Here is a 19,153-nt window from a genome sequence, read left to right on the forward strand (position 1 = left end):
ATGCCAATGGCATTGCCCGGTAGCTAAGTGCGGAAAAGATAAGCGCTGAAAGCATCTAAGCGCGAAACTTGCCTCAAGATGAGTCTTCCCTGGGCCTTCAAGGCCCCTGAAGGAACGTTTAAGACTAAGACGTTGATAGGCTGGGTGTGTAAGTGCAGCGATGCATTGAGCTAACCAGTACTAATGATCCGTGAGGCTTAACCTTACAACACCGAAGGTGTTTTGGTGAGACCGAGACAATATTCAGCTTGTTTACAGATTGGTTCTGATGGCTTTACGAGAGTGAAGCGGTTGGAATGAAACAGAATTTGCCTGGCGGCAATAGCGCGGTGGTCCCACCTGACCCCATGCCGAACTCAGAAGTGAAACGCCGTAGCGCCGATGGTAGTGTGGGGTCTCCCCATGCGAGAGTAGGACACTGCCAGGCATCAAATAAAACAACAAGCCTCATGCGAAAGCATGGGGCTTTTTGTTTTGTCTGTTATCTGGCGTTCTGCACGAGCATGGGCATGCGAAAGGCCCGTCGGGAACGGGCCTTAACGCCGCGTGCGGCGGCCCCGGAGGGGAGAGTCTCAGGATGAGACGAATTGTGTAGGACAAATCCGCCGGGAGCGGATTTGAACGTTGCGAAGCAACGGCCCGAAGGGGGGCGGGCAGGACGCCCGCCATAAACTGCCAGGCATCAAATAAAGCCGAAAGCCCTGAACTGACGTTCAGGGCTTTTTGCTATGCGTAAAACGCAAAAAAGCGCAGCTACGCTGCGCTGCTTTTCCCTGCTTCTCTCCGATAAACAGCCAGAGAAAAGGCCCCGAAGGGCCTTTGATTAGGGGGTGTTTGCTTTTTTCACTTATTATTCGGTTAATGCGAGCTGCCTTGAGAGATGCCCAGCCCGGTTTGCGAACGGACAAACTGAGCCCGGAAGCGTTCCCGCTCCTGCTGCCCGGCCAGCGAGCCGTCGGTGATCGAGAATAGCCAGGTACCGACAAAGGCCACGATCATCGAGAACAGCGCCGGATATTCATACGGGTAAATCGGCTTTTCATGGCCGAGGATCTGCACCCAGATCGTCGGGCCGAGGATCATCAGAATCACCGCCGTCAGCAGGCCCAGCCAGCCGCCAATCATTGCGCCGCGAGTGGTCAAACGCGACCAGTACATCGACAGGATGATGATAGGGAAGTTACAGCTGGCGGCGATCGAGAACGCCAATCCGACCATAAAGGCGATGTTCTGCTTCTCGAACAAAATCCCCAGCGCGATAGCGACCAGGCCGAGCACCACGACGGTGATCTTGGAGACCTTCAGCTCATCGCGCTCGGTCGCCTTGCCGTTTTTCATCACGCTGGCGTACAGATCGTGGGAAACGGCCGAGGCGCCGGCCAGCGTCAGGCCTGCAACGACCGCCAGAATGGTGGCGAAGGCCACCGCCGAGATAAAGCCGAGGAAGAAGTTGCCGCCAACGGCATTGGCCAGGTGCACCGCCGCCATGTTGGTGCCGCCCAGCAGCGCGCCGGTGGCGTCTTTGAACGCCGGATTGGCGCTGACCAGCAAGATGGCGCCGAAGCCGATGATAAAGGTCAGGATATAGAAGTAACCGATAAAACCGGTGGCGTAGAACACGCTCTTGCGCGCTTCTTTGGCGTCACTCACGGTAAAGAAGCGCATCAGGATGTGCGGCAAACCGGCGGTGCCGAACATCAGCGCCAGGCCGAGCGACAGCGCGGAAATCGGATCGGAGACCAGGCCGCCGGGGCTCATGATGGCGATGCCTTTCGGATGCACCTTCACCGCTTCGGCGAACAGGGTGTTGAAGTCGAAGTTGACCGACTTCATCACCATCAGCGCCATAAAGCTGGCGCCGGCCAGCAGCAGCACCGCCTTGATGATTTGCACCCAGGTGGTGGCCAGCATGCCGCCGAACAGCACGTACAACACCATCAGGATACCGACCAGGATCACCGCCACGTGGTAGTTGAGCCCGAACAGCAGCTGGATCAGCTTGCCGGCACCGACCATCTGCGCGATCAGATACAGCGCCACCACCACCAAAGAGCCACAGGCCGACAGGGTGCGGATCGGTTTCTGCTGCAGACGGTAAGAGGCGACATCGGCAAAGGTATAGCGGCCGAGGTTGCGCAGGCGCTCCGCGATCAGGAACAGAATGATCGGCCAGCCGATGAGGAAGCCGATGGAATAGATCAGGCCATCATAACCCGAGGTGTAAACCAGGGCGGAAATGCCGAGGAACGAAGCGGCGGACATGAAGTCGCCGGCGATCGCCAGGCCGTTTTGCAGGCCGGTGATGCGTCCACCCGCGGTGTAGTAGTCCTGGCGGGAACGGGTGCGTTTGGACGCCCAGTAGGTGATGTACAGTGTGGCGCCGACAAACAGGATAAACATCACGATCGCCTGGATGTTCAGCGGCTGACGATGCACTTCGCCGCCGATGGCGTCGGCATGGGCCAGACCGGGCAGCAACAGCAACGCGGCGGCGGAAAGGGCGGAGCATAAACGCTTCATTGTTTCACCTCACGCAGGATTTCTGCGGTGAGGCGATCGAACTCGCCGTTGGCGCGAAACACGTAGATCCCGGTCAAGACGAAAGAGATCACGATCAGCCCGACGCCGACCGGGATCCCGCGGGTGATGGTCGATCCGGCGGCGATCGGCGTGCCGAGCCATTGCGGATCGAAGGCGATCAACAGAATAAAGCCGACGTACAGCGCCAGCGTAATCAGCGAAAGCAGCCAGGCGAACCGGCCGCGTTTTCTCACCAGCTCTTTAAAGCGCGGGTTTTCTTCAATCCCTTGATAAATGGTGTCATTCATCAGAGTGTCTCCAGTAGGTATTGATAGAGTACGCCGCGCCAGGGCCGCTCAACGGCGCGTTATCCGAATGAGCGGCCTGAAGCGGCGTAAATTATGACGGCACTTTCATTGATTGTTTTTCTTCCAACAGCTTGTCGACTACGGCCGGATCCGCCAGCGTGGAGGTATCCCCCAGGTTGCTGGTGTCGCCGGCGGCAATTTTGCGCAGGATACGCCGCATGATCTTGCCGGAGCGCGTTTTGGGCAGCGAATCTGTCCAGTGCAGCACGTCCGGCGTGGCGATCGGCCCTATCTCTTTACGCACCCAGTTGCGCACTTCGGTATAGAGCTCCGGCGTCGGTTCTTCGCCGTGATTCAGCGTGATGTAGGCGTAGATCGCCTGGCCTTTGATGTTGTGAGGAATGCCGACCACTGCCGCTTCGGCGATTTTCGGGTGCGATACCAGCGCAGACTCGATCTCGGCGGTGCCCAGACGGTGGCCGGAGACGTTCAGCACGTCGTCGACGCGGCCGGTGATCCAGTAGTAACCGTCCTCGTCGCGGCGGGCGCCGTCACCGCTGAAGTACATGCCTTTGAAGGTCGAGAAGTAGGTTTGCTCGAAGCGGTCATGATCGCCAAACAGGGTACGCGCCTGGCCCGGCCAGGAGTCGACGATCACCAGGTTGCCTTCGCAGGCGCCTTCCTGCGGTGTGCCGACGTTATCGACCAGCGCCGGCTGTACGCCGAAGAAAGGCCGCGTGGCGGAACCGGCCTTCAGCTCGGTGGCGCCCGGCAGCGGGGTAATCATGAAGCCGCCGGTTTCGGTTTGCCACCAGGTATCGACGATCGGGCACTTTGCGTTGCCTATCTTGTTGTAATACCACTCCCATGCTTCCGGGTTGATCGGCTCGCCGACCGAGCCCATGATGCGCAGCGAATCGCGTCGGGTGCCCTCGATCGCCTTGTCGCCTTCGGCCATCAGGGCGCGAATGGCGGTCGGCGCGGTATACAGAATGTTGACCTGGTGTTTGTCGATCACATGCGACAGGCGATTGACGCCTGGATAGTTAGGCACGCCTTCGAACATCAGCGTGGTGGCGCCGCAGGCCAGCGGGCCGTACAGCAGATAGCTGTGGCCGGTGACCCAGCCCACGTCGGCGGTGCACCAATAAATGTCGCCGTCGTGGTAGTCGAACACATACTTAAAGGTCATCGCAGCGTACACCAGGTAGCCGCCGGTGGTGTGCAGCACGCCTTTCGGCTTGCCGGTCGAGCCGGAGGTATACAGGATAAACAGCGGGTCCTCGGCGTTCACTTCTTCCGGTGGGCAGTCGGCGGAGACGCCCTGGGTCAGTTCATGCCACCACAGATCGCGCCCTTCCTGCCAGTAACCCGGTTTGCCGGTGCGTTGGAATACCACCACGTTGTCCACGCTGACCACGCCGGGATTTTTCAGCGCATCGTCGACGTTCTTTTTCAGCGGCACGGCGCGGCCGGCGCGCAGGCCTTCATCGGCGGTAATGACCAGTTTGGCGTTGGAGTCGATAATGCGTCCGGCGACCGCTTCCGGCGAGAAGCCGCCGAAGATCACCGAATGTACGGCGCCGATGCGCGCACAGGCCAGCATCGCGACCGCCGCTTCCGGCACCATCGGCATATAGATAGCCACCACGTCGCCTTTTTTCACGCCGAGCTTTTTCAGCACGTTGGCGAACTGGCAGACGTCATGGTGCAGCTGTTTGTAAGTCACGTTCTTGGATTGGGTCGGGTCATCGCCTTCCCAGATAATGGCGGTCTGGTCGCCGCGCTCAGCCAGATGGCGGTCCAGACAGTTGGCAGACAGGTTCAGCGTGCCGTCTTCAAACCAACGAATGCTGACGTGGCCGGGATCGAACGACGTGTTTTTAACTTTGGTATAGGGTTTGATCCAGTCCAGGATTTTGCCATGCTCACCCCAGAAAGCCTCTGGGTCTTGAACCGACTGTTGATAATACTGTTGGTATTGTGCCGGATTAATCAGGGCGCGCTCTGCAATTGCAGAAGGAATAGCGTGTTTATGCAGTTGGCTCATAGCTTTTCTCCTTGAAGTTGTTAATGATATGTCAACTGAAGGTTAAGTATAGTTTGCTACGATTCTTTGTTTCTTTTTTGCGCGGCAGATCACGCAACAAAGATATTGATTTGTAATAGTTCTGTCGCATTTGCAGGACGTATCTATCTCTTTGGCGTTTAATTCATCATAAACCCGCGTTTTTAGCCAAAAACACTTATCTAAAGAACAAAAAAGAATAAAAAAAGACGAGACTGTTTGCCTCGTGATTAATCGCGTGGGAAAGGCCTGCGTTATTTCACGCTATAAATCTTTTTGGATTATTTTTCGCTATTAATATTCGAAGTTGATATTAACGCGATATAACGATGGACGGCACGCCGTGAAATAACGTTTTATTAACCTTTAATTCCTGATGAAAGGTCGGGTGATATCCTAGGGGATTCACTCTGCGCCATCGCTCGATTTTTAAGCTAAATATAAAGCGGTGCTGCATTTATGGTCGAAAATGTCACTCGGTCAATTCTCATTTATTTGACTTTTACGTAACAAAATATAAACATTTGATGCGGATTAAATATGCAGAATGGGCGAAAAATAACGCATTTTAATGGCGTTCAAAAAAACGTCGTCGGCGCGGTTATGTGCTTCATTGCATGAGAAATTATGTTTTTAATAACAAGTAATTATGCCATTTGAAATAGTAACGCGAAATTTTTGTTATTCGATTCAGCGCTCAACCCTGACAAATCAAGGCTTGCAGAGCATGCCGCCCGGATGATACAGATTTATACTGCGTCGCACCCAGGGCAGGTGAACGCTTCCACTGAATTAACATAAGCCTGTAATAAATGATTAAGTATTCTTTTCTCCGTGTTGCGACTTTGTACGGCGAAAAGAGTCTTTGAGGACTTTTTGGGTATGAAAAGTGTAAAAATTAGCCTGGCTTGGCAAATCCTGATCGCGTTGGTGCTGGGTATTATTGTTGGCGCGGTATTGCACAACCAGACAGAATCTCGTGAGTGGCTGGTCAGCAATATTCTCAGCCCGGCGGGTGATATCTTTATTCGCCTGATCAAGATGATTGTGGTACCGATCGTTATTTCCACGCTGATCGTCGGTATTGCCGGCGTGGGCGATGCGAAAAAGCTGGGCCGCATCGGATTGAAAACCATTATTTACTTCGAAGTGATCACCACCGTTGCCATCGTGGTGGGGTTGACGCTGGCCAACGTATTCCAACCCGGCCACGGCATCGATATGTCGACGCTGACCACGGTGGACATTTCGCAGTATGAGAAAACCACCGAACAGGTGCAAAGCGGTTCGCACAGTCTGGTGGCGACCATTCTGTCGCTGATCCCGTCGAACGTCTTCTCGTCGATGGCCAAGGGCGACATGCTGCCGATTATCTTCTTCTCGGTGCTGTTCGGTCTGGGGCTGTCGTCGTTGCCGAAAGAGACCAAAGAGCCGCTGCTGAAGGTGTTCAAGGCGGTGTCCGAGAGCATGTTCAAAGTCACCCACATGATCATGCGCTATGCGCCGATCGGGGTGTTTGGCCTGATTGCGGTCACGGTAGCCAACTTCGGTTTCGCCTCGCTGCTGCCGCTGGCCAAGCTGGTGGTGCTGGTGTACTTCGCCATCGCGTTCTTCGCCCTGGTGGTGCTGGGGGCTGTCGCCCGGCTGTGCAACCTGCGCATCTGGACGTTGATCCGTATCCTGAAAGACGAACTGATCCTGGCTTATTCCACCGCCAGCTCGGAAACGGTGCTGCCGCGCATCATCGAAAAGATGGAGGCCTACGGCGCGCCCAAGTCGATCACCAGCTTCGTGGTGCCGACCGGCTACTCCTTTAACCTGGATGGCTCGACGCTGTACCAGAGCATTGCCGCTATCTTTATCGCCCAGCTGTACGGCATCGAGCTGTCGTTGGGGCAGGAGATCGTGCTGGTGCTGACGCTGATGGTCACCTCGAAAGGGATCGCCGGCGTGCCGGGCGTCTCGTTCGTGGTGCTGCTGGCCACGCTGGGCAGCGTCGGCATTCCGTTGGAAGGCCTGGCGTTCATCGCCGGCGTGGACCGTATCCTGGATATGGCGCGCACCGCGCTGAACGTCGTGGGTAACGCACTGGCGGTGCTGGTGATCGCCAAGTGGGAACACCAGTTCGATCGCAAGAAGGCGCTGGCCTACGAAACGGAGTTTCTGGCGCAGAAGGTGAAGCCAGCCAATCAGGCCTAATCATCGAGCAGCTCTGATGTTAAAAACGCCCCGGGCAGCTGTGCCGGGGCGTTTTGTTTTTAGCCGTCTTCTCTCCGCCACTTTCTTTTCTCCGTCCCCACTGCGCGACTTGCATCCCCGCTTAACAGAATCTAAAGTGTTACCAAATTAATAGAAATGATAATAGATGTTATTATCATTTTCATTTGATGATGTATGGAGACACGCAAAAGCCGTTGAACGGCGGGTTACGCCCGTTCGGCGTCTTTATTCGGGCTTATCAAAGGTAGGTAACATGTCGGACACCGCTTTGGCCTCTGAATGGTTGCCGCTGGCGCCAGCGCAGCTTGATTTCTGGGAAGAACACACCTTGCACCCCGGGCAGACCCTGTCCACCGTCGCACACTGCACCGAACTGTGCGGCGCGGTAGAGGAAGAGACGCTCTGCCGGGCGATCGCCGCCACCCTCGCCGAGACGCAGGCGTTTGCCCTGCGCTTTGGCGAGCGGCATGGCGACTCTCCTCCGCCGTTACGGCACGATCCACAGCGTATACCGCCATTGCAACGCATCGATCTGCAAACGCACGGCGATCCCTGGCAGGCGGCGCAAAACCTGATGCGCGAAGATATCGCGCAGCGCCGGGCGCTGCACTGCGAGCCGTTAGCCGCCGCCTGGCTGATCAAGCTGGGGCCGGAGCGCTACCTCTGGTACGTACGTGCGCACCATATTCTGGTTGATGGTTTCGGTATGGCGCTAATTGAACACCGCTGCGCCGCGTTGTATGCACACTATCTGGGTGAAGGTAGCGCGGGCATGCCTCTGGGCGCCTTCGACGCCTTTCAACAGGCTGAGCTGGCCTACGCGGGTTCTGAGCGATGCGAGCGCGATCGGCGCTTTTGGCAGAGCTATCTGCCGCCGTCGCAGGCGCTGCCGACGGTGCGCAAGGGCGGTGAGGCCTATGGCGTGCGGCGTCTGAGCACCCACCACCGGCTGCCGGCGGCGGTATCGCAACGACTGGCGCAGCTGGCGGAGCGCAGCGGCATCAATTGGCCCGACTTGCTGGTGGCGCTGTCGGCGGCCTGGCTATTTCAGGTGATGCCCCGCGACACCCGGCAGGGCGAGGCGTTGCCGATGTGGATGCCAGCGATGAATCGCCGCGGGCAGGCCGCCACCAACGTGCCTTCGTTGGCGGTCAACACCCTGCCGCTGCTGGTGTCACCGCCGCAAGCGGAGACGCTGGGGGGCTTTCTCACCACTCTGACGCAGCAGCTGCGCGAGCTGCGCAGCCACGCCGGCTACCGCCTGCGCCAACTGGCCGCCGATCGCGGTGTGGATCCTGACTCGCGCTTCTTTATTTCCCCCTTCATCAACGTACAACCCTTCGATGCGCCTCGTTTTGTCGGCTGTAGCGGCACCCGCCGCGTATTGGCCGGCGGCTCGGGCGACGGTTTTAACCTGACTTATCGCGGCCGCACCGACGCCCGCGATCTGCAGGTGGATATCGATATTTATCTGGAGCAGTTCCCGACGGAGGATGCGCTGGACTATGGCGAGGCGCTGCAGGAATTCCTGTTGCGCGCGCTGCAGCGGGAAGCCTGGGAGCAGCCGCTGGCGGCCCTGACGGCGTTGCCCGCCTGATAAAATGCGGGCGGGGGATGTCCCCGCCCGAGTGGTGTGGTTTCAGTTGGCCAACAACGCCGCCACTTCGCGCGCGTTCTTGCACGGCAGGAGCGAACTGCTCACCAGCCGGGTACCGAAAGCGTCATTGAGGCGTTCCGCCACCTGTTTGATATGCGGCAGCTTCAGCCCCATGGCGATAAATGCCGTCTCTTCTCCCCATTCCGGGCGCGGTGCCACGCCGATCGCCTGCCAGTAAATGGTCAGGATCTCTGCGCTGCGCGCCAAAGGCGCGTTCGGCGGCGGGGCCGCACAGGCGTTCAGCGCCGGCGCGGTTTGCTGGTGGCTCAGGTCGGCACGGATGCGATGGCGGTCGGTTTTGCCGTTGGCGGACAGCGGCAGCGCCTCGGCATGGATAAAGCGTGTCGGAATATGGGTACAGGGCAGATAGCCGGTGGCGAAGGCGCGGATCTCGGACAGCGGCAGCGGTTTGCCGTCGCGGGTCAGATACAGGGCACCGAGCGCCGCCTCGTTGTTCTCTCCGCTGGGGTAATCCACCACCACCATGTCCTGGATCGCCGGATGGCGGCGCAGCACGTCTTCGATTTCCGGCAACGAGACGCGCACGCCGCGGATCTTCACATAGCCGTTCACCCGGGTGGCGAACATAATGTTGCCGTCCGCCCGGTAGTAGCCTTGATCGCCGGTGCGAAAAGCGCGCAGCGGTTGCCCATCCGGCCCTTCGAGGGTAACGAAATCGTGCTGCTTCAGCTCCCCCTGCTCCAGGTAGCCCAACGCCAGGTTGATCCCGGCGGTATGGATGCGGCCGACCACGCCGGCCGGGCAGTGGCTGCCGTCGTCATGGCAGATGAAGTAGCGGTTGGCCGGCAGCGGGCGGCCGTAAGGCACGGTGCCGTTCTCCTGCGGGGCGATCGGGTGCCAGATGCTCCAGATGGTGGTTTCGGTCGGTCCGCCGAGCGAGAACAGCGCGAGATCCGGGCGCAGGGTACGCAGGGTTTGTACCGTCGCCGGCTTGATGTAGTCGCCGCCTTGCGCCACCAGGCGCAGCGAACGCAGGCTGTCGGCCGTTTTGCAGGTGAGCAACATCTCCAGAATCGCGGGTACCGAACACCACAGGGTGACCCGATGCTTTTCTACCAGCTGGTTCCAGCTGATGGCGTCCTTTTCCTGATGCGGCGCCGGTAGCACCAGCGTAGCGCCGGCGCACAGCGAACCGAACAGATCGAACATCGACATGTCATGGTGCGGCGGCGTGACGGAAATGAAGACGTCGTCGGCGGTGACCGCCCAGCGCTGCTGGGTCTGGTGGACGACGTTGGCGGTGGCGCGGTTGTTGAGCACCACGCATTTGGGCTTACCGGTGGTACCGGAGGTATACAGGTAGTAGCTCGCGGCCTGGCTGGCGCTGCGTTCAACCAGCGTCTGCTCATCCGGCAGCGCAGGCGCGTGATCCGTCGGCGCCAGCAGGGTCGCCGGCGTCACGCCAATGGGCGTCTCCAGATCGCCGCCGTGCACCACCAGCGTCGGTCGGCAGTTCTCCAGCAGATAGGCGGTGCGTTCCGGCGGCGAGTTGATATCGACAGGCACCCAGATCACGCCCTGCAGGGCGCAGGCGAGGCTGAAGATGATCTGTTCCGGGCTGCGCGGCAGATACAGCGCGACCACGTTGCCCGGCTGCACGCCGCGGCTATGCAGATTGGCGATCGCCGTGGCGATCCGCTGGCCCAGCTCGCGGTAGGTCAGCGTCTGTTCGCCGCAGATCAGCGCGTTGCCGCCGCCTTGCGCGCCGAACAGCCGCTCGGCCAGCTGTGCCAGATAAGGATAAGGTGCGTAATTCGCTTCGCTGTCGTTGTGGCGATAATGCGCCAGATCGATGAAGTCCCGCGGCGCGATCGCCAGGTCGGCCCGTTGGCAGCTGTGCAGGATGCGTCGCTGCAATGCCGCCAGCATGGCTTCTACCTGTTCACCGTGCAGCGCCTGCTCGGCGTAGTCCACGCACAGCTGCAGGTTTTTTTCGCTGTCCAGCGTCAGGCGAATGTCGATGGCGACCTGCGGCGTTTGGGTCAGGCCGTCGTGGAAGCGCACCGGCGCCTCGGCCGGCAGCGTCTCCCAGCCCAGGCAGTTGGTCAGGATCACCGGCAGCGCCGGGCCGCCCTGGCTTTGGCCGAGCAACTGCCGCGCCAGATCGACGCCGGAAAACGTCAGGTGGTCGAGCGCGCCGAGCACGTCGTCCTGCAAGGCTTGTGCGCGCTGGATAAAATCTTCGCCGTGGCGCGAATAGCGTACCGCTACGAAGCTGGAGGCGTTGCCCAGTGCACCGTCGGCGGCGGGGAATGCCACCGGCACGCCGACGCACAGCTCGCCGTCAGTGGTCCAGTGGGCCAGCGTATCGAGGATCAGCGCCGACAGCAGGCTGTTACGCAGCAGCGCATGTGGCGATCCCAGGCGGCCGAGCTGTTTTATCGTATCGCGCGGCAGCGTCAGGGTGGCGCGGCGATAGCGCGACGAGGTGAGATTGGCGAGCGGGGCGCGCCACGGTAACGCTGACGGGGTGGTGACATCCTGCAGCTTGTCGCGCCAGTAGGCGGCATCGGCCTGGCGCTGCGCCGCAGGTGCAGCAGGGGGCGGCAGCGCAGCGGCGGTCGGCGCCAGAGGGCGATCGTCAAACAGGCGCGCGATCACGGTGGAGATCCCCTGGCCGTCGAGGATCAACGCATCGAAGCTGGTGAAGATCAGCGTATCGTACGACGATCCCGTCGGATCCTGCTGTTCGGCAAGTTGGAGCACGGCGATGCGCCACAGCGGTTGGCTCGGATCGTGGCGCTGGTGGGAGTAACGCGCGCGCAGCTGTTCGATCTGGCGCTGCGCCGCTTCGCCATCAAGGGCGCGCAAATCGTGGCGATCCAGATGCAGCGTCACCTCCGGGCGTACGTGCTGCGTGCCGCGCTGCACATTGATGCAGGTGCGCAACGCCGGGTAATGCTGTACCAGCTCGGTCAGGCGCGCTTCAAGGCGCGGTACGTCCAGCTGCCGGGCGCGGTATTCGCGAAAGTCGTGCATCGCCACGCCGCCGAGCGGCCATCGATCGCTGCGGCCCAGAAGATAGGCCTGCTGCAGTGCGGTTAAAGCTGTCTCCATGGTACTTCCCTATAGTCGCTAACCGATTAAAACGAGCCGGGCGCCGCGCGCCCGGAAACCGATCTCAGTGCTGCGGCGCCAGCGCGGCGAGCAGCGTTTTCGCATGCCTTCCTGCCTCGGGCGAGCGTTGGCAGATCAATGCCGCCAGCGCCGCAGGGGAGGAATGCGCCGCCAGATCCTGCGCCGTCAGCCCCGCCGCCAGATACTTGTTGAGCACCGTCAGCAGCGCGTTCACCCCGGCATCCGGCAAGGCCAAGCGGTGGATATCGTCGTGGTCGCGCAAGCCGGCCTCGGGGGCCACCCGCGCCAGCAGCCGATGCAGCACCTGGCGCACCGGCGCCTGCTGCGCCAGCGCGTCGGGCGTGCATTGCGCCAGCAGGTGCGACAGCGGGCGATCGAACGCCGCCGTTTGCCGCGCGGCCAGGTGCAGCAGCGCCCGGTAACAGGCCAGCAGGCGTGGCAGCACCTGCTCGGGGAACGCGTCGAGCCGCACGTCCCAGTTGATCAGAATGCCGTCGTCGACGTGGGCGACCTGCGCATCCAGCGCCACCTGCGGCCCCTGAGAGATGACCCAGCCGAGACGGCCGAAGGTGTCGGTGACCCGTTCGGAAAACAGCGTCTTGCCGCGGATGCCGAAACCGGCGGTAAACACCACCGGCGAAGGCTGCAGGCTGCCGTGCAGGCGCGACAGATCGCGCATCACGCTCACGCCGGGGTAATCCGCATGCTCGATCAGCTCCGCCAGCTGGGTCATCAGGCGCCGGCAGAAGGCGCTCAGGTTTTCCGTCGGGTTCAGCTCCACGCCGAGCAGCACCAGGTTAGAGAAATCGCCGATGAGGCGATGCGCGTCCTCCCGTTCGCTCTCGCGGTGGAACAGCGGCACGTTGAGCCGAAAGCGCGTCATGTTCCACCCCTGGCCGACGGCCAGGGCGAACAGTGCGAGAAACAGCGTCGAGAGCGAGGTGTGGTGCCGTTTGGCGACGTTCTCCAGCGCGCGGCTTTCCTCTGCGTCCAGCTGTATGGCCAGGCGATCGCTGCGGCAGCGGTCCGGCGTGCGCAGCAGGCGCGGCGCTGGTGGCACCTGCGCCAGACGCTCACGCCACCAACGCTGGCCGCGTTCGCGCCGCTGGCGCAGCGCCTCGTCGGCGTCACGTTGTGCGAGGTGATCGAAGTAGGCCGGCGGCGCGTCATGGGAGGGTACCGGTGGGCACTGGTGATAAAACGCCGTCAGATCTTCCATCAACAGGCGAAAGCTCATGGCATCGCCGGCGATCATATCGAGATCGACATGCAGGCGGCTGCGCCCTTCCGGCAACAGGCTCAGGCTGATATCGCAGGGCACGCCCTGTTCCAGCGGCAGCAGCTGGGTACTTTTTGCCTGGCGTTTGGCGGCGAGCGCGGCTGCCAGCGTCGCTGTATCGGCGTGCCGCCAGTCGTCGAGATGCAAGGTGTGCCGGGGGCCGGGAGGCGCGATCGTCTGCCGGCCATCATCGGTAATGCGCAGGCGTAACAGCGGATGACGCAGGTACAGCGCATCGACGGCCTGGCGCAGTCGGGCGAGATCCAGCTCGCCGCCGTCGAATTCCGCATACAGGTGGGCGGCCATGCCGCCGAGGGGAGGAGCGGACTGTCGGCCTACCCAATAGGCGGCCTGCATCGTGGTCAAAGCTTTCATCGGGTATCCATTTTGATTCAGCCAACGAGACTGCAAGAATATATCCAAATGTTAATAGGAATGAAAATTATTATTATTTAATCCATTTGACGCGAGGGTGCTATCTATAAGGGGTTTTAGCGAGGGCGGACGGGCGTATCGTTGGGTGTGAATAATTTATCTATATTATTCTTAGCATTGTAATGATTGCTTGTTATTGCAGCGCCTGTTTTACCTGCGAAAGTATAAGGTTTTCTGTCTGTTATCGCGGCTTTCCTCACACCTTTGTTGATAATGATTTGCATTAGAAAATGCAAAATATTATCATTCTTAACATTATTTTACGTTTTTATACAAGCCGCCGGCCGCTCCGCCGGCGGCTTGGCCGTGGACGGGGCCGCGCCCGTTCGGCCGCGCAAGGCATGGGTTTGTCGCAGGGATAAGCAACACAAAGGTCGGGAAGGCCGGAGCGTCATGGTCTGTGTGAGTGTCGATGTAGGTTGTGTAAAAAAAATCAAATTTTGTGCACCTCTGGGATGAAAGGAGAAGACATCTATGGGCAAGCATTTTGCGGCTCAACGGCATGAAAGCGTAGGAAACGGGGAAAAAGCGGGGTTGAAAGCCATTGGGGCGTTTTCCTCCGTATTTTTAGGGGTATGTTCACTGGCGATCGGTAACGTCAACGCGGCGGAAACCAAGAGCAACGAAACCTACCAGGACGCGGAAACGCTGCTGGTCACCGGTGAGAAGATCAAACGTTCCATTTTCGACACCGGTTCCAGCGTGCAGGTGTTCGACAGCAACCGCATCGCCTCGATGCCCGACGCAGTGCAGATCCCCGATCTGCTGCGCATGACCCCCAACGTGGTGGATCTGGGCATCGGCAACGAACTGCCGACCGTGCGCGGCATCGACGGCTCCGGCCCGAACGTCGGCGCCAACGCCTTCCTCAGCGGCACCCGCCCGCGCCTCAATCTGTCGTTGGACGGCCGTTCGCTGACCTATAACGAACAGGCATTCGGCCCGCAGTCGCTGTGGGATCTGGATCGCGTCGAAGTGTTCCTCGGCCCGCAAAGCTACATTCAGGGGCGTAACGCCATCGCCGGCGCCATCGTTATGGCCAGTAAAGATCCGACCTTCGAATGGGAAAGCGCCTTCAAGGGCGGGGCCGGCAACCAGCACTCTTCACAGCTGGCCGCCATGGCATCTGGCCCGCTGGTGGAAGATCAGCTGGCGTTCCGCGTCAGCGTCGATCGCCAGCGCCGCCGCAGCGAAGCCGATCTGCCGGCCTATGCGCCAGTGGGCGACCCGCGCGAAGTGGAAGCCACCACTGCCCGCGCCAAGCTGTTGTTCAACCCGGCCGGCCTGCGCGATCTGACCACCAAGCTGACCTTTAACCACTTCGGCAGCACCGCGCCACAGAACGAAAGCCTCAACCCGCAGCCGCACCCGACCAATCCGCGTCACGATCCGCGCCGCGCCGTGTTCAAAAGCAACATGAACAGCACCATCTGGGATCTGGCCTGGGAGGCCTCCGATGCGCTGACGTTTGAAAACCGCGTTATCTATACCGATTTCAATATCAATCGGCCGACCGCTTACAACATCCAATACGCCGAGATCGACGGCCAGGAAGTTCACGTAGAACCGGTGGTGCGCTTCGGCGGCGCGGACAGCCGCCTGCACGGGCTGGCAGGGCTGCGTTATTTCCACGGCACGCAGGATGAGTTCGTCAACATCTTCGGCGGATCGACCTTCAAAGATAAAACCGATACCCATTCGGCGTTCGCCGAGCTGACCTATGCGCTGACGCCGCAGGTGGACGTGACCGCCGCCAGCCGTCTGGAACGCGAACACCGTCGCCGCGACGGCGGCAGCCAGGCGGTGCGCATCGACTTCGACGAAACCTACACCGTGTTCCTGCCGAAGCTGGACGTGGCCTGGAAACCGACGGATACCCAAACCTACGGTGCCAAGATCGCCCGCGGCTATAACGCCGGCGGTGGTGGCATCACGATCGGTACGCCGGTGGTCAGCTATACCTACGGTTCCGAGTATGTGTGGAACTACGAGCTGTATACCCGCCATCACCTGAAAGACGCCAACGTGGTGCTGACGGGTAACATCTTCTACAACGATTACAAGGATATGCAGCTGCCTTATTCGTTGGGTGAGAACTCCAGCGTGATCCGCAACGCCGACAAGGTGGAAACCTACGGCGCGGAAATCGGCGCCACCTGGCAGCCGCGCTGGGACTTCGAGCTGTTCGGCAACCTCGGCCTGCTGAAAACCGACATCAAGAAGTTCTCGGGCAGCGGCGTGGAAGGGCATGAGCTGGCGCGCGCACCGGCTTACACCGCCAACATGGGTGCTAAATATCAGTTCCTGAAAGGGTGGGAGCTGAGCAGCAACGTGGCGTTTACCGACTCCTACTATTCGCAATACGACAACGATTCGCGCGGGCGCATCGGCTCCTATTGGACGGCCAACGCCCAGCTGGCTTACACCTTCGACTACGGTCGCGCCACGCTGTATGCGAAAAACCTGTTTGATTCAGACCGCCGCGAGATGGTCAGAAGCAACGACATCTACACGGCGACTCTTCAGCGAGGCCGTCTGGTCGGCGCAGCAGTTGAGCTGAATTTCTAACGCTATCGCGATGACGGGGGACGAATGTCCCCTTTTTTATGCGCTATCCCGGCACGGCCGGGCAAAGGAGATAACGCAGTGATCGGTGATTTTGACAGCATTCTGAGCGATGAAGAGGCCCAGCGGCTGGAGAGCGCGTTTCAGGCGCTGGGTGCGGCGTCGGCGGACGGCGAACGGCCGGTAAGCGAAGCCGAAGAGCGGGCGTGGTTCGCCCATCTGCAGCAGGGTGACGCACGCGGGCAGCGGGCGCTGGCCTGGCGCCTGACGGGGGACGTGGATATCGCCCGGCTGACGGCGGCGCTGCAGGCGCTGGTGCGGGAAACGCCTGGCGTGGACGTGCGCTACGTTTTTGATGACGAAAACGGTCTGGTGAAACGCCCCGCCGGCTCGGCGCCGTTGCCGGTGAGCCTTCGTCAGGTGGCGGACGAACAACACGCCATGGGTTGCCTGCTGCAGGCGCAGGCGGTGCCGTTTGAACTGGAAAACGAAGCGCCGCTGCGCTGCCTGCTGTTGCTCATGCCGGGCGATGACGTGATTTTGGGCGTGGTCTTGCATGACATCCTGGCGGAAACGCTGCCGTGGCGCCACCTGCCGGCGATGCTGTCCGCCCGTTATAACGGGGATGTGATGCCTCTGCCTTTCGCGGTGGCGCCGGTCGAGCTGGCGGAAACCCCGGAGCCGCAGCTGCCGTGGGTGCGCCAGGCCGTCTCGCTGCAGGATTACCGCAGCCCGGCGCAGCGCGCTGAAGCGTTGCCGCCGGTGGGCTCGCGCGTGGTCACGCGCATTGATCGCTCGCTGTTGCCCGCCAACGACACGCCGCGGGCCTTGCTGGCGGCGGTGGCGGCACGGTTTGCCGAGTTCGTCGCCGCGCAGGCCGGCGGCCAAGCGGTGCAGCTGTGCGTGCCGGCCGCAGAAACGGCGGAGTTCGTCGGCCTGGAGCTTGGCCTGACGGCGGCGCCGCTGATGCGCCTGACCGTGCAGCATGGCGAGGGCGACGTCGGGCAGCAGCTGCTGGCGCAGGCCGTGGCTGAACAGCCGGACTCGCAACGGGCGCAGCTGCTGGTGGCCTGGCGCGACGATCTGGCCGCAGAGTGGCGGCTGGAAGGCGTTCACGCCGAACGCCTGTTGCTGCCGCCGCTGCATACGCCGTTTGAACTGGCGCTGCTGCTGGGGTTGCCGGAGGCAGAAACGCTGACGCTGGAGCTGGTCACCGACCCGCGCCTGTCTCCCCATGTGGCGCCTTTCCTGCTGGAGCAGTTCAGCGCGTTCCTGGCCGGGCAGCGGATTGCCGTCGCCTTGCCGGCGGCTGAGGCCGCTTCCCCGTCGATGGCCGCGCCGGCGACGAACGGCGACGCGGACGAAAGCGTTGCACCGCTGATTTTGCAGGAGTTCCGTGAGGCGCTGGTGGCGCCGGAAATGACCCTGGATGAAGACTTCTTCGATCGCGGCGGCCATTCGCTGGTCGCCACCCGGGTGATCGGCCGTTTGCTCAGCCTGCATCAGATCGAAATCAACATTAACGATCTGTTCAGCCATCCGACGGCGCGCGGGTTGGCGGGCTACGCCAAACGCCTGAACGTCGCGCAGCCGAATGCCGCGGTGGCCACCGCCGACGATCATGATCGCGCGCAGGCGCCGCTGTCGCTGGCGCAGGAATCGCTGTGGAAGGTGTATGAAGCCTTCGGCCATGACGAGATTTTCAACCTGCCGTTCTCTCTGCGCTTCTTCGATGCGGTGGATGAAACGGCGCTGCGTCAGGCGTTTATCGACGTCATGACTCGCCATACCGTGCTGCGTTCACGCTTCGTCGAGCAGCAGGGCGAGGTGGTGCAGGTGGTGGTGCCGGCTGCCGAACTCGCGGACTACTCGTGGTTCCGCTTCTCCCACGAGACGCCGGCGGGTAATGCCGCCGCCCTGTTGGCCGACGCAGGCCAGCACCGGTTCGATCTGGCCGCCGAGCTGCCGCTGCGCGTCACGCTGCTGCGCGATGCGGACAACGGCCAACAGCTGCTGTCGCTGCTGTTCCACCATGTGGTGCTGGATGAATGGTCGCTCAACCTGATGATGGACGAGCTGGGCGTCGCCTATCGCCATCGCGTCGTCGGCCAGGCGCCGCAGTGGAGCGGGCAGCCGCCGCAGTTCCACACCTTCGCCCGGCAACAGCGGGCCTCGGGGGTGCAGCAGCAACATTTGGACTACTGGCTCGATGCGCTGCGCGGCGCGCCGGTCGGCCAGCCGATCTTCCGGCAAGAAGCGCCCACCCACCCGGCGGTGCCGGCACCGGCGGACGTCAACGGCGGCTGGCTGGAGTTCGAGGTCGATCCTGCCGTGGCGGAAGGCCTGTATCAGCTCGCCCGCCGCAACAACGCGTCGCTGTTCAACGTGGTGTATGCCGGGATTACCTCGGCGCTGCGCCTGCTCGGCGGCCCAGCGGATCTGCTGGTGGGCACCTCGACCTCCGGCCGTAACGACGCCGAGTTCTTCGATACCGTCGGCTACTTCACCACCGTAGTGGTGCACCGCGTGCGCTTCGATGAGGGGCTGACGGTGGCCGGGTTGGTCAGCCAGGTGAAAAACACCATCAACGGCTCGCTGCCGTACACCGATATTCCGATCGATCTGGTGGAGGAAGGGCTGTTCGGCGTGGACGCCGACCGCAAGAACCACATGTTCGAAGTGTTCATCCAGATCCACAGCCGCATCAAGCTGAACGGCGAGTTCCGGCTGCAGGACGGCAGTGCGATCGCCTACCGTCAGGTGGAGCCGGAGAAAGCCGAATCGCTGCTCGGCCTGCAGTTTGAGGTGATGGAAGACGATTTGGCCGGGAAGAAATCCCTGCGGGTGATGATGACCTACCGCCAGGACCACTACAGCCGGGAGCAGGCCAATCTGATCGCCGACGGCGTTCAGCACGTCTTTACCCAGTTTGCGCAGCACATCGCTGGCGATATCGCTCTGGCGGCGCTGCCGCCCGGGCCGCAGGCATGACGTTGTTTCAC

9 protein-coding genes and 2 rRNA genes are annotated in these 19,153 nt (G+C 61.1%); 6 read left to right on the plus strand and 5 right to left on the minus strand.

Translation table 11 applies throughout. The features are described 5' to 3' along the window. Both ACUXAC_RS13395 and rrf read left to right on the plus strand, forming a co-directional pair. Nucleotides 1–205: ribosomal RNA gene (locus ACUXAC_RS13395) — 23S ribosomal RNA — on the plus strand; the annotation flags it as partial. A gap of 106 nt (nucleotides 206–311) precedes the next feature. Next, nucleotides 312–427, plus strand: a 5S ribosomal RNA gene (rrf, locus tag ACUXAC_RS13400). A gap of 431 nt (nucleotides 428–858) precedes the next feature. On the opposite strand, the gene actP is transcribed toward rrf, so the two are convergent. From actP to acs, 3 genes are all read right to left on the minus strand, one after another. Next, complete coding sequence (gene actP, locus ACUXAC_RS13405; RefSeq protein ID WP_060425186.1) at nucleotides 859–2,520, minus strand: cation/acetate symporter ActP; 1,662 nt, start codon at nucleotides 2,518–2,520, stop codon at nucleotides 859–861. Next, on the minus strand, nucleotides 2,517–2,828 hold the full coding sequence (locus tag ACUXAC_RS13410) for a DUF485 domain-containing protein (RefSeq protein ID WP_004930047.1): 312 nt from the start codon (nucleotides 2,826–2,828) through the stop codon (nucleotides 2,517–2,519). Before ACUXAC_RS13410 ends, actP begins: the two co-directional genes overlap by 4 nt. 91 nt (nucleotides 2,829–2,919) lie before the next feature. Further along, complete coding sequence (gene acs, locus ACUXAC_RS13415) at nucleotides 2,920–4,878, minus strand: acetate--CoA ligase (RefSeq protein ID WP_454266715.1); 1,959 nt, start codon at nucleotides 4,876–4,878, stop codon at nucleotides 2,920–2,922. Between the two features lie 900 nt (nucleotides 4,879–5,778). Here acs and gltP point away from each other — a divergent pair. After that, a complete protein-coding gene (gene gltP / locus ACUXAC_RS13420) occupies nucleotides 5,779–7,095 on the plus strand; it encodes a glutamate/aspartate:proton symporter GltP (protein WP_015376334.1) in 1,317 nt (438 codons plus the stop codon). Nucleotides 7,096–7,369: 274 nt separating this feature from the next. Continuing rightward, entirely contained in the window at nucleotides 7,370–8,713 is a 1,344-nt protein-coding gene (locus ACUXAC_RS13425; protein WP_102985592.1) for a condensation domain-containing protein, read from the plus strand. A gap of 42 nt (nucleotides 8,714–8,755) precedes the next feature. On the opposite strand, the gene ACUXAC_RS13430 is transcribed toward ACUXAC_RS13425, so the two are convergent. Together ACUXAC_RS13430 and ACUXAC_RS13435 are read right to left on the minus strand one after the other, a co-directional pair. Next, nucleotides 8,756–11,851: an amino acid adenylation domain-containing protein gene (locus ACUXAC_RS13430; RefSeq protein ID WP_454266716.1), complete on the minus strand. Its 3,096-nt coding sequence runs from the start codon at nucleotides 11,849–11,851 to the stop codon at nucleotides 8,756–8,758. A gap of 64 nt (nucleotides 11,852–11,915) precedes the next feature. Continuing rightward, entirely contained in the window at nucleotides 11,916–13,526 is a 1,611-nt protein-coding gene (locus ACUXAC_RS13435) for a condensation domain-containing protein (RefSeq protein WP_197786212.1), read from the minus strand. 534 nt (nucleotides 13,527–14,060) lie between these two features. Here ACUXAC_RS13435 and ACUXAC_RS13440 point away from each other — a divergent pair. Both ACUXAC_RS13440 and ACUXAC_RS13445 read left to right on the plus strand, forming a co-directional pair. Continuing rightward, nucleotides 14,061–16,154: a TonB-dependent receptor gene (locus ACUXAC_RS13440; protein WP_025304960.1), complete on the plus strand. Its 2,094-nt coding sequence runs from the start codon at nucleotides 14,061–14,063 to the stop codon at nucleotides 16,152–16,154. Between the two features lie 78 nt (nucleotides 16,155–16,232). Then, the gene (locus ACUXAC_RS13445; RefSeq protein WP_454266717.1) at nucleotides 16,233–19,142 is read left to right on the plus strand and encodes a condensation domain-containing protein; all 2,910 of its coding nucleotides are present in this window, start codon (nucleotides 16,233–16,235) and stop codon (nucleotides 19,140–19,142) included. Nucleotides 19,143–19,153: the final 11 nt, after the last annotated feature.

This window comes from Serratia sp. 121840015-1, assembly GCF_053627655.1.